The organism is Frankia sp. CoWAU3 (genome assembly GCF_977971855.1).
In genome coordinates, this window is the sequence record NZ_CDWWXB010000022.1 from 1 (window position 1) to 12,470 (window position 12,470).

General features: G+C 72.5%; 11 protein-coding genes. All 11 read left to right on the top strand.

The annotated features are described in order from the left end of the window. The first annotated feature begins 699 nt into the window (after positions 1-699). The gene (locus tag AC08ON_RS04085) at positions 700-2,247 is read left to right on the top strand and encodes a replication-associated recombination protein A (RefSeq protein WP_476606508.1); all 1,548 of its coding nucleotides are present in this window, start codon (positions 700-702) and stop codon (positions 2,245-2,247) included. A 144-nt stretch (positions 2,248-2,391) separates the two neighbouring features. Continuing rightward, on the top strand, positions 2,392-2,922 hold the full coding sequence (locus AC08ON_RS04090; RefSeq protein ID WP_476606507.1) for a DUF948 domain-containing protein: 531 nt from the start codon (positions 2,392-2,394) through the stop codon (positions 2,920-2,922). Then, entirely contained in the window at positions 2,923-3,297 is a 375-nt protein-coding gene (locus tag AC08ON_RS04095) for a hypothetical protein (protein ID WP_476606506.1), read from the top strand. Positions 3,298-3,421: 124 nt separating this feature from the next. Beyond that, a complete protein-coding gene (alaS, locus tag AC08ON_RS04100; RefSeq protein ID WP_476606505.1) occupies positions 3,422-6,067 on the top strand; it encodes an alanine--tRNA ligase in 2,646 nt (881 codons plus the stop codon). Continuing rightward, the gene (gene ruvX / locus AC08ON_RS04105; RefSeq protein WP_476606504.1) at positions 6,064-6,642 is read left to right on the top strand and encodes a Holliday junction resolvase RuvX; all 579 of its coding nucleotides are present in this window, start codon (positions 6,064-6,066) and stop codon (positions 6,640-6,642) included. The genes alaS and ruvX overlap by 4 nt, the downstream gene beginning before the upstream one ends. A gap of 20 nt (positions 6,643-6,662) precedes the next feature. Next, entirely contained in the window at positions 6,663-7,904 is a 1,242-nt protein-coding gene (gene mltG, locus AC08ON_RS04110; protein ID WP_476606511.1) for an endolytic transglycosylase MltG, read from the top strand. A gap of 51 nt (positions 7,905-7,955) precedes the next feature. After that, positions 7,956-8,996, top strand: coding sequence for a shikimate dehydrogenase (locus AC08ON_RS04115; RefSeq protein WP_476616487.1), 1,041 nt, complete (start codon positions 7,956-7,958; stop codon positions 8,994-8,996). A 2-nt stretch (positions 8,997-8,998) separates the two neighbouring features. Further along, positions 8,999-9,664: a prepilin peptidase gene (locus AC08ON_RS04120; protein ID WP_476606502.1), complete on the top strand. Its 666-nt coding sequence runs from the start codon at positions 8,999-9,001 to the stop codon at positions 9,662-9,664. Positions 9,665-9,763: 99 nt separating this feature from the next. After that, positions 9,764-10,948: a chorismate synthase gene (gene aroC, locus AC08ON_RS04125; RefSeq protein WP_476606501.1), complete on the top strand. Its 1,185-nt coding sequence runs from the start codon at positions 9,764-9,766 to the stop codon at positions 10,946-10,948. Positions 10,949-10,990: 42 nt separating this feature from the next. Then, on the top strand, positions 10,991-11,578 hold the full coding sequence (locus AC08ON_RS04130; RefSeq protein ID WP_476606500.1) for a shikimate kinase: 588 nt from the start codon (positions 10,991-10,993) through the stop codon (positions 11,576-11,578). 2 nt (positions 11,579-11,580) lie between these two features. After that, on the top strand, positions 11,581-12,470 hold an 890-nt coding region (aroB, locus tag AC08ON_RS04135; protein ID WP_476616492.1), incomplete at its 3' end, for a 3-dehydroquinate synthase.

Genomic DNA, 12,470 nt, shown 5'->3' on the forward strand with positions numbered 1-12,470 from the left:
GGCTCGGCTGATGCGATCGGAGCTTCGGGTATCGCGCTGTTCTTGTCGAAGCGGTGCCCGCGTGATGCGGCGGCACGGTTTCCGAGGGCGCGGGGCGGCTGTAGCACGGTCATCGGATGGCACCTCTCCGGGGCAGGGTTTCGGTCTCCGGGTGAGCTGGTCGGTTCTGACGGTGTGATGTGGCTGTGCCGTGGCGAGGGTGGGTTCTGCGGGCACCCGCCCCGGTGAGGGGCGGTAGCCCGTCGTTGCGATCTGGGCTGGTCAGGGCGATTTCGTAATCCGGCCCGGTTTCGGGCGCGGTTCCGTCCGGAACACCGTGCATTACCACGAAGGCGGCACATGTGCTCAGTCGAGCAGCTGAACGGACTAGCTGAATGATAATACGCGCGCCATTGGGGCCCGGTGTCCGACGTGAACGAAGCGTGGTCTCTCGGGGGATTGTACCGGATGGCGCGCGGTGCACTACCCGTTCGCCGCGTGTTCCGGCGCATTAGCCGCGTTCCGGTGCATTGGCAATGAAGCTCTGGTGGTCCGAGTGTGGTCGGGGGAACGGGCGTAGGCTTAAGGGCAAATTTAAGACACTTATACCGTTGTATGTAATATGCCTGCTTCGGTGAGCCGCCGTCGGAGGCCGACGTCTGCCGTGCTCCGGGCTGATCGTGCCTCCCAGCGGTCGTACGACGGTCGTACGGTGAACGAGTGAGCCTGTTCGACGCCGATCTCTCCGATGGTGCCGGGGCTGGTGCCGGGGCGTCCGACGCGTCGGAGGCCGGGACGGCGTCCCGCTCCGCCTCGGGGTTCGCCGCTCCCCGGGATCGGCGTGGTGGCGGTCCGGGGGTGGGCCGCGCGGCTCCGCTCGCCGCCCGGCTGCGGCCACGGACCCTGGACGAGGTCGTGGGCCAGCGGCATCTACTCGGGCCGGGAAGCCCGCTGCGCCGGCTGGTCGAGGGGGGCGCAACCACCTCGGTCGTGCTGTGGGGACCGCCCGGCACCGGCAAGACCACACTGGCGCACATCGTGTCGAGGGCGACCGGGCGACGCTTCCGGGAGTTGTCCGCGGTCACCGCCGGCGTGAAGGATGTCCGCGCCGTCATCGACGAGGCTCGCGAGACGCTGTCAACGTCCGGTGCGCGCACGGTGCTGTTCATCGACGAGGTGCACCGGTTCACCCGGACGCAGCAGGACGCGCTGCTGCCCTCGGTCGAGCGCGGCTGGGTCACTCTGGTCGCCGCCACCACCGAGAACCCCTTCTTCTCCGTGGTCAGCCCCCTGCTGTCCCGGTCGTTGCTGCTGACGCTGGAGCCGCTGACCGACGACGACATCCGCGGGGTGCTGGCCCGGGCGCTGCGCGACCCGCGGGGGTACGACGGGCGGCTGTCGGTGTCCGACGAGGCCCGCGAGCACGTGGTCCGCCTTGCCGGAGGTGACGCCCGCCGGGCCCTCACCACCCTGGAGGCCGGGGCCGAGGCGCTGCTCGAAGCCCATGAGTGCGAGTCCGGACCGGGTGGGAAGGCCGGAGCGGGTGCCGATGCCGGGGCAGACGCCGAGGCGTTCGTCAACCCGCGGCCACGGCTCGATCTCGACCTGCTGGAGCGGGCCGTCAACCGGGCCGCAGTGCGCTACGACCGGTCCGGGGACCAGCACTACGACGTGATCAGTGCCTTCATCAAGTCGATGCGGGGCGGCGACGTCGACGCGGCCCTCCACTACCTTGCGCGGATGCTGGAGGCCGGCGAGGATCCCCGGTTCGTCGCCCGGAGGATGATCATCCTTGCCAGTGAGGATATTGGCATGGCCGATCCGGGCGCGCTCGGTGTCGCGGTCGCGGCCAGCCAGGCGCTGGAGTTCGTTGGCCTGCCCGAGGCCCGCCTGGCGCTCGCGCAGGCGGTCATCCACCTGGCGCTGGCGCCCAAGTCGAACGCGGTGATCCGGGCGATCGACGCCGCCACCTCGGATGTTCGTGCCGGGCGGGCCGGACCGGTGCCCGCGCATCTGCGCGACGCCCACTACCGCGGCGCGCGGCGGGTCGGCCACGGCGCGGGCTACCGGTACCCGCACGACGCCCCCGGCAACGTCGTGCGTCAGCAGTACCCGCCGGACGGGCTGACCTCGACCGACTACTACCAGCCGAGCGGTAACGGCTTCGAGCGCCGCGCGGCCGATCGGGTCCATGAGCTGCGTGGCGTCGTGCGCGGTGACCCACCGCCGTCCCCGGGCTCGTCCTCACCGTTCTCCTCGCCGTCCTGACTCCTCTCGTGGGGGCTACCCGTGGCCCCGGTAGCCGTCTCGGTAAGGTCACTCCAGGAGCGTCGGCTGGGTGGCGCCCGCGGCACGGCGGATCGAATCGGGTGGGGTGGGACCGGCCCAACGACGATGGAGGCAGGAGCACATATGTCCGGTGGTGCGGTCGCGGGCCTGATCGCGTCGGGCGCGTTCGCGGTGCTCGTCCTCTTCGGCTGTTACGTCCTGCTCAAGCTTGGCAAGATTTTCGATGAGGCCGCGGCCCGGGTACGTCAGACCGGTCTCGCCCTCGACGAGGGAACCGCCCGGGTCAGGCAGGCCGGCGCGACGGTCGACGAGGTCAATCTGGCGCTCTCGCATGTCAACAAGGAACTCGACCGGGTCGACGCGATCACGGCGAACGTGCAGTCGATCACGACCAACGTCTCCTCGCTGACGTCGTTGTTCGCGGCGACGCTCGGCGGCCCGATGGTGCGCGTCGCGGCGTTCAGCTACGGCGTGCGCAAGGCGGCGGCCAAGCGGACCCGCTCGGAGGTCGAGTCCCGGGTGACGGCCCAGATGAAGGCCGAGAAGGCGGCGCGGCGGCAGGCCGGGCGCGGCGGCTCGCAGCCCGCGGGCGAGAAGACCCCGTCGGTGTCCACGGCCGCCGGCGCGGCGGGCGGGCGTAGGGGAGACCGGTAGATGTCGAGGATCTTCTATCTCGCTTTCGGGGCGGCGGCCGGCGTCGTGGTGGTGCGCCAGGTGGCTAAGGCCGCAGCCTCCCTGACGCCGACGAGTCTGGCCGGCTCTCTCGTACAGTCAGTACAGGAGTTCCTCGCGGACGTGCGCGAGGCCGCGGCCGAGCGGGAGGAGGAGATCCGTGTCGCGCTCGGCCTCGACGGTGATCCGGACGAAGCAGACCGAGGCGACGAAGCAGACCGAGGCGACGCGGTCGGGGCTGCCCCGCTCCGGGACGCCGCGGCGCAGGTCGCCGGCTCCGGCGCGCCGCGCTACCCCGCTGGCCTCGACGACGCCGAACGCACGATGCGGCTCGTCCCCGGCGCCCGGCGGCCCTGAGGACTCCCTCGCCCGCGGGCCGGGGGCACCCGCCCTCACCGCAGCCCGGAAGGCGCGCCCGACCACAGCACGCCACCCCGGGATGTCGAACCTCTTCCCACGAAGTCTGGACGACGTGAACCCGATGGACACGGCCGAGATCCGTAGCCGCTTTCTCAACCACTTCGCCCGGCGCGGGCACACCGTCGTCCCGAGCGCCTCACTGGTGGCCCAGGATCCGACGTTGCTGCTGGTCAACGCCGGCATGGTGCCGTTCAAGCCCTATTTTCTCGGGGATCTCCCGGCGCCGTGGCCGCGGGCGGCCAGCGTGCAGAAATGCGTCCGGACGGTCGACATCGAGAATGTCGGGCACACCGCGCGGCACGCCTCCTTCTTCCAGATGTGCGGCAACTTCTCGTTCGGCGACTATTTCAAGGCCGAGGCGATCCCGTTCGCCTTCGAGCTGCTCACCGAAGGGTTCGGCTTCAAGGCCGACGACCTGTGGGCGACGGTCTACCTCGACGACGACGAGGCCGAGGGGATCTGGCGCGAGCTGCTGCCCGCCGAGCGCATCCAGCGCCGCGGCAAGGAGGACAACTTCTGGTCGATGGGCGTGCCCGGGCCGTGCGGGCCGTGCAGCGAGATCTACTTCGACCGCGGCTGCGCCTATGGCCGTGAGGGCGGTCCGATCGCGGACGAGGAGCGCTATCTCGAGGTCTGGAACCTCGTCTTCATGCAGTACGAGCGGGGCGAGGGCGCTGGGTACGACTATCCGATCGAGCGTGAGCTGCCGGCCCGCAACATCGACACCGGGATGGGCCTGGAGCGGATGGCGACCATCCTCCAGGGTGTCGACAACCTCTACGAGATCGACATCTCCCGGCCGGTGCTCGACGCCGCCGGCCGGCTGACCGGGCGGCGCTACGGCGCGGACCCCGCCGATGACGTGCGGTTGCGAGTGATCGCCGACCACACCCGCACCGCCGCGATGCTGATCTCCGACGGCGTCGTCCCCTCCAACGAGGGGCGCGGCTACGTGCTGCGCCGCATGCTGCGCCGGGCGATCCGTAACGCCCGGTTGCTCGGCGCCCACGAGCCGGTGATGAGCGAGCTGTTCGCGGTCGTCGGGTCGGCGATGGGGACGATCTACCCCGAACTGCTCGACAACGCCGAGACGATCACCGGGGTCGCCGTCGCGGAGGAGCAGACGTTCGCCGAGACGCTGCGTACCGGTACCACGATCTTCGACACCGCGGCGCGCCAGGCCCGATCCCTGGGCTCGACCACGCTGGGCGGCGAGGCAGCCTTCAAGCTGCACGACACCTACGGCTTCCCGATCGACCTGACACTGGAGATGGCCGCTGAGGCGGGCCTTTCCGTTGACGAGGCGGGTTTCCACCGGCTGATGGACCGCCAGCGGCAGGCGGCGAAGGCGGACCGGGCCGCGCGGCGGATCGGCAACGTCGATTTGTCCGCGTTCCGGCCGATCCTGGCCCGTTCCGGCCCAACGACCTTCACCGGGTACGAGGAGCTCAGCCGGACCTCCGGCGTGGTGGGCCTCGTCGGCATCGCCGACGGCGCGGGGCTGGCGGCGGCGGGGGAGGGCACTGAGGTCGGGGTCGTGCTCGACGCGACCCCCTTCTACGCCGAGAGCGGCGGCCAGGAGCCCGACCTCGGTCGGCTGCGTTTCGACGGCGGCGAGGTCGAGGTGCTCGACGTCCAGCGGCCCGTGCCCGACCTGGTCCTGCACCGGGTGCGGGTGCTCGGCGGCGAACTGCGGCTCGGCGCGGAGGTGTTCGCGGAGGTGGATGCCGATCGTCGCCGCGCGGTGTCCCGGTCGCACACCGCCACCCATCTCGTGCACACCGCGTTCCGTCGCGCGCTGGGCGAGGGTGCGACCCAGGCCGGTTCGCTGAACTCCCCGGGCCGGCTGCGGTTCGACTTCCACGCCCTCGGCGCGGTGCTGCCGTCGGTGCTCGCCGACGTCGAGGACGAGATCAACGAGGTTGCCCTGCGTGACCTGCCGGTGCGGGCTTTCGTAACCACGCAGGAGGAGGCCCGCCGGCTTGGCGCGATGGCGCTGTTCGGCGAGAAGTACGGCGACGCCGTACGGGTCGTCGACGTGGGCGACTACGCCCGCGAGCTGTGCGGTGGCACGCACGTCGCGAGCTCCGCGCAGCTCGGCGCGGTGAAGCTGCTGTCGGAGGCGTCGATCTCCGCGGGCACCCGCCGAGTTGAGGGGCTGGTCGGCCTCGACGCCTTCCGCTACCTGGCGCGCGAGCATCTCCTGGTGTCGCAGCTGTCCAGCGCGCTGAAGGCCCGTCCGGATGAGCTGGTGGACCGGGTCACCGACATCGTCGGCCGGCTGCGCGACGCCGAGCGGGAGCTGGAACGACTGCGGGCCGCCGCGGTGCTCGCCGGGGCCGGGGCGCTGGCCGAGGGTGCCGAGGAGGTGGCTGGCGTCGCCGTGGTCACCGCCGAGGTGCCCGCCGGCACCGCCCCCGACGACGTGCGGCTGCTGGCGCTGGACGTGCGTGGGCGGCTGGCGGGGCGGCCCGCCGTCGTCGCCGTGGCCAAGGCCGACGGGTCGTCGATCGTCGTGGTGACCGACGACGCCGCGCGCGGCCGGGGGCTGCGCGCCGGTGACCTGGTGCGGCAGTCCTGGGCGAGCCTGGGTGGCAAGGGCGGCGGCAAGCCGGACGTGGCCCAGGGCGGCGGGGGGAACCCACAGCTGGTGCCGGCGGTGTTCGCCAGGCTGCGGGGGCTGGTGGCCGAGCACGCCTCGCGGTGAGCGGCTCGGGCTCCCGGCCCGGGGATTCCCGGCCCGGGGTGCGGATCGGGGTCGATGTCGGCTCGGTGCGGGTCGGGGTCGCCGCGAGCGACCCGGGCGGCGTGCTCGCGGTTCCGGTGACTACCCTGGCCAGGGACAGGCGGGGCAATGCGGACATAGATCAGCTCGTCCTCATCGTCCGGGAGCGGCAGGCTGTAGAGGTCGTGGTCGGCCTGCCCAGACAGATGTCCGGGCAGGAAGGCCGGGCGGTCCGGCTGGTGCGGCAGTACGCCGAGGTACTCGCCGAGCGGATCGCACCCGTCCCCGTGCGTTTTGTGGACGAGCGGCTCACCACGGTTGCGGCTCATCGCAGGATGGCCGAGCGTGGCGTTCGTTCGCGTGCCCGCCGGAGTCTCGTGGATCAGGAGGCAGCCGTGCAGATCCTGCAGCACGACCTGGACAGCCGCCGGGGGAGCGCCGCGCCCGGCGTGATCGGGTGTGCCGCCCCGGCCGCGGGTCCGGACGGCGTGGTCCGGGCTCCGAGAGACGGCCCCCGGGCTCCGGACGGTGTTGTCCCGCCGTCGGACGAGAGGTGACCGGCGGCGACCTCGACGAGATGCTCGACGAGGACCCCTACTCGCGTCGCCGTCGGGCCCGCCAGCGCGGTGATCGTTACTCGGATGAACACTACGCCGATGATCAGTACCCGGACGACCGTGCCGGGGTCGACTGGGACCACCGCGCCTGGGACGACGGCGGCGGCTGGGACGAGCCCGGTCCCGACGGCGGCCGGCGCGGTCGCGCGCTGCCGAAGATCATCGCGGTGCTTGTCGTGGTCGCCGCCCTGCTGGGACTGGGGATCTACGGGGTGGGGAAGGTCGTCGGGCACATCTCGGCTGGCGAGCCCGCCGACTACTCCGGCTCCGGCGAGGGCATCGCGATGGTCCAGATCCCGGCCGGGGCGAGTACCCGGGAGATCGCCGGGGAGCTGCACGACGCGAACGTGACCGCGAGTGTCGCCGCGTTCGTCAAGGCCGCCACCGCGAATCCGGAGTCGCTGGGCATCCAGCCGGGCACCTACCGTCTGCACACCAGGATGAGCGCCGCCGCGGCGCTCGAGGCCCTGCTCGACCCTGCCTCGTCCGCGCCGTTCAAGTTCGTCATCAAAGAGGGCATGACCGTCCGTGAGGTCCTCACGGCACTGCATGAACGCCTCCCGGGCACGTCGATGGCGGACCTGGAGGCGATCGCGAAGAACCCCGCCCAGCTGGGCCTGCCGTCCTACGCGCCGCCGAACCTGCTGGAAGGCTATCTCTTCCCGTCTAGCTACGACCTCGTGCCCGGGGCCACGCCCAAGCAGTTGCTGCGCTCCTTCGTCGACCGCTTCAAGCGGGAGACCGCGGCGATCGATCTGGAGGGCAGGGCCGCCGCGCTCGGGGTCCCGCCGAAGGACATCGTCACCATCGCCTCGATCATCGAGAAGGAGGTGGCCAACCGCGACGAGGGTCCGAAGGTGGCCCGGGTGATCTACAATCGGCTCAGGGACACATCGGGAAGATTTGGCCGGCTCGACATGGACTCGACCACCCGCTACGCCACGGACGGGTACGAGGGGCCGTTGACCAAGGAACAACTCGCCCAGAACAACCCGTACAACACGCGGGCCGTGAAAGGGTTGCCGCCGGGCGCAATCTCCAACCCCGGCGTCTGGGCGCTGCGGTCGGCACTGGAACCGGCCGACGGATCGTGGTTCTATTTCGTCTCCATGCCGCAGAGCAAGGTGACGGTCTTCGCCACCACGGAGCGGGAGTGGGAGCAGGCAGAGGCCCAGTACCGGCGTGAAGGAGGTCGTGAGTAGTGCGAGGGAAGCCGCGAGCATGAGGCCCGCAAGCATGAGGAGGGCCCGGTAGTGCCGGAGATCGTTCCCGCCGGCACTACCCCGGCCCGCCGTCGGCCCCCTGAGTGCCGTCGTCGGCCCGTGGAAGCGCCGGCGACCGTCGCGGCCACCGCGCCGCCGTCGGGCCCCACCCGCGCCGCCGTGCTCGGGGCACCGGTGGACCATTCGCTCTCCCCGCTGCTGCATGCCGCCGCCTACGCCAAGCTCGGTCTCGCGGTGACGTACACCGCCGTGCACTGCGACGAGACCGGGCTCGCCGCGATGCTCACCCGGGTCCGCACGGATCCGGGCTGGGTCGGGCTGTCCCTGACCATGCCGCTCAAGACCGTCGCGCTCGACCTGCTCGACGAGGTGGACGCGACGGCGGCGGTCATCGGCGCCGTCAACACGGTCGTCGTCGGGCCCGCCGGCCGGTTGCGTGGCTACAACACCGACGTGGACGGCATCGGCATGGCGCTGCGCCGGGTGATGCGCGGCGCGGTCCCAGGCCAGCCGCTCGTACTCGGTGCCGGTGGCACGGCCCGCGCCGCGGTCGCGGCGGTCGCCGCGGCGGGCTGCACCCGCCTCGGCGTCGTCGCCCGCCGGCCCGCCGCCGTGGCGGAGGTGGCGGAGATCGGGTCGCGGCTGGGCGTCGAGGTCACCGCGCTGCCCTGGGATCTGCTGGCCGCAGGCCTGCCGGCCGGCCCGGATCTGGTCATCTCCACCACGCCCGCCGGCGCGACCGACGGGCTCGCCACCGGACCGTGGCCGCCAGCCTGTCAGCTCGTAGAACTGCTCTATCATCCCTGGCCCACGGCGCTGGCCGCCGCGGCCTACCGGGCCGGTGCCCGGGTCGCAGGTGGCCTGGAGATCCTCGCCGCCCAGGCCGTGGGGCAGGTCGAGCACTTCACCGGGCAGGTGGTTCCCACCAGCGTTCTGCTGGCCGCGGGTCAGGCCGCGCTGGACGAGCGGACGCGGGGGAACAGGCCCCCGGCGGTGCCGGTCGGCGCGCCGGCCGGCCACGGTCTCGCGGGGAGCGGTCCCCGCGGCCGCGGTGGACCTGCCGGCGGATAGCGGTGCCGGGAGTGGTGCCGGGCGGCGCGCTCAGCACGTTGATCGCCCTTCCTGTGCTCGCCGCCCTGCCGTTCGGTCGCCGGATCGTGGCCGGCGTGCCGGCGCTGCCCGGGCAGGCCCCGCACCGGGAGGCGCCCGGGGCGGCGGCGCTCGGTGCCGTGACGGTGCTGGTCGCCGCGGCCGTGACCGTCGCCCTGCACGATCATCCGAGCTGGTTGCCGGCCTATGTGTATCTGGCGGTCGTCGGGGTCTGGCTGGCCGTGATCGATCTTCGGGTGCACCGCCTGCCCGACCATCTGGTACTGCCGTCCTATCCGGTGCTCGCCGGGCTGTTCGGCCTCGCCGCGCTGCTCACCGGCGAGCCCGGCCGTCTGTTGCGCGCCGGGATGGCCGCGGCTGCCGTCTGGGTGATCTTCCTGGGGGTACATTGCCTGCCGAGGGCGGGGCTCGGGCGCGGGGACGTCAAGGTGTCCGGCCTGCTGGGCGGTGCGCTGGGCTGGCTCGGCTGGCCGAGTGTGGTGTTCGGGCTGTTCGCCGGCATCGTCCTCGGGGGGCTCTGGGCGAGCGCGCTGCTCGTGGCGGGCCGGGTCGGCCGGCATGACCGCATCGCCTACGGTCCCTTTCTGCTCGCCGGGACGCTGCTCGCCGTCCTCGGTCGCGCCGGCTGATCTCGGTCGTCCTACTTGATCCTGATAGTTCCGTTTGATTCCGGTTGTCCTGCCTGATCGCGGTCGTGACAGGGGCGGTGAGCGTGAAAGACTGGGGTCATGGTGCGTTGGCTGACGGCGGGGGAGTCCCATGGTCCCGCCCTGGTGGCGACGGTCGAGGGGCTGCCCGCCGGGATCCGGATGACCAGTTCCGACATCTCCGCCGAGCTGGCCCGCCGCCGGCTCGGGTACGGTCGCGGCGCGCGGATGAGCTTCGAGCGTGACGAGGTCGAGCTGCTCGGTGGAGTCCGCCACGGCGTCACCCTCGGCGGCCCGGTCAGCGTGGTCGTCCGCAACACCGAGTGGCCCAAGTGGGAGCGGGTCATGTCGCCCGACCCGGTCGATCCGGCGGCGCTGGCGGGCCTGGGCCGCGCAGCCCCGCTGACCCGGCCCCGGCCCGGCCACGCCGATCTCGCCGGCATGCAGAAGTACGGGTTCGACGACGCCCGGCCCGTGCTGGAGCGCGCCAGCGCCCGGGAGACCGCCGCGCGGGTCGCGCTCGGCACCGCGGCCAAGGCACTGCTGCGGCAGGCCTACGGCATCCAGGTGATCTCGCATGTCGTCGCGATCGGCGCGGTCGAGGTGCCCCCGGGGGTGCCCGCCCCGACGTCGCTGGCGGCGGTGGACGCGGACCCGGTCCGCTGTGCCGACCAGGCGACCAGCGTGCGGATGGTCGCCGAGATCGACGCGGCCCACGCCGACGCGGACACCCTCGGCGGCATCGTCGAGGTGCTGGCGTACGGCTGCCCGCCCGGGCTCGGCAGCTACGTGCACGGCGACCGGCGCATCGACGCCCGGATCGCGGGCGAGCTGATGGGCATTCAGGCGGTCAAGGGCGTCGAGTTCGGGGACGGTTTCACCACCGCGCGGCGGCGGGGTTCCGGGGCGCACGACGAGATCGAGCCGGCCGGTGCCGGCAGCCGGCGGGTGCGGCGGGCGACTGACCGGGCCGGCGGGGTCGAGGGCGGCATGACCACGGGCGAGCCGTTGCGCGTGCGGGTGGCGATGAAGCCGATCTCCTCGCTGACCAGGCCGTTGTCCACGGTGGACGTGTCCACCGGCGAGGCGGCGGTCGCGATCAACCAGCGGTCCGACGTGTGCGCGGTGCCCGCGGCCGGGGTGGTGACGGAGGCGATGGTCGCCCTCGTGCTCGCCGACGCGGCGCTGGAGAAGTTCGGGGGGGACTCGGTGGAGGAGACCCGGCGCAATTACGAGGGGTACCTGAAGTCCCTGGTCATCCGCTGATCGGCGGCGGAAATCGGCAGGCGGCGAAGACAGAGGATCATCGTGGGGGAGCCGGCGACGGACGCGTGGACGGGGCCGATGGTGGTGCTGGTCGGAGCGCCCGGAGCGGGGAAGACGACGGTGGGCACCCAGCTGGCGTGGCGGTGGGGGGTGGGTTTCCGCGACACCGACGCCGACATCGAGGCGGCGCTCGGCACCACCGTCGCGGACATCTTTCTCGATCATGGTGAGGAGTACTTCCGGCTGGCCGAGCGCCGGGCGGTGGCGGCCGCGCTCGCGGATCACCGGGGGGTCCTGGCCCTCGGCGGGGGAGCGGTGCTCGACGCCGAGACCCGGACCCTGCTGGCCGGGCACCGGGTCGTCTATCTTGAGGTGGGAGTTTCCGACGCGGTGCGGCGGGTGGGCCTCGCCCGGGACCGTCCACTGCTGGTCGAGGGGCCCCGCACGCGGCTCGCAGCCCTGCTCAGGGCGCGCCGGCCGCTCTACGCCGAGGTGGCGACGGTGGTGATCGACACCGCGGGGCACGAGCCGGACGAGGTGACCGACCTGGTGGCGGCGGCCCTGGGCCCGCTGCTCGCGGCGGGCAGCGAACCGGGCGAGGCGGCGGACGCCGCAGGGGGCAAACGGTGAGTATGCAGGTGAAGGCCTCCGGCATCGTGCGGATCCCGGTACGGCCGGGCGGCGGGCGTCCCTACGACGTCGTGCTCGGGGTGGGCCTGCTCGGCGAGCTCGCCGAGACCGTCGTCGGGCGGACCCGCGCCGCGGTGATCCATCCCGGGGCGTTGCGGGCCACCGCGGACGCCGTCGTCGCCGACCTGCGGGAGAACGCGGGCGTGGAGGCGCACGCCATCGAGGTGCCCGACGGCGAGGAGGCCAAGCAGCTGCGGATTGCCGGCTTCTGCTGGGACGTGCTCGGCCGGATCGGCTTCACCCGGGACGACATGGTGATCGGCCTCGGCGGCGGCACCGTGACGGACCTGGCCGGGTTCGTCGCCGCGAGCTGGCTGCGCGGGGTGGACGTCGTCCAGGTGCCGACCACCGTGCTCGGCATGGTCGACGCGGCGGTCGGCGGGAAGACCGGCATCGACATCGACGCGGGCAAGAACCTGGTCGGGGCCTTCCACCAGCCGCTCGGCGTGCTGTGCGATCTGGCGGCGCTGGAGTCTCTGCCGGCCGTCGAGGTACGCGCCGGGCTCGCCGAGGTCGTCAAGACCGGTTTCATCGCCGACGCGGCGATCCTCGATCTGCTCGACGCCGATCCGACCGGCGCCGCGCATCTGCCCGAGCTGATCGAGCGGTCCATCCGGGTCAAGGCCGAGGTGGTCTCCGGCGATCCGCGGGAGGACGGCCGGCGGGAGATCCTCAACTATGGTCACACCCTCGGTCACGCCATCGAGAAGGTCGAGCACTTCAGCTGGCGGCACGGCGCGGCGATCTCGGTGGGCATGGTGTTTGCGGCGGAGCTGTCCCGGCTCGTCGTCGGCCTCGACGACGCCACCGCCGACCGGCACCGTGAGCTGCT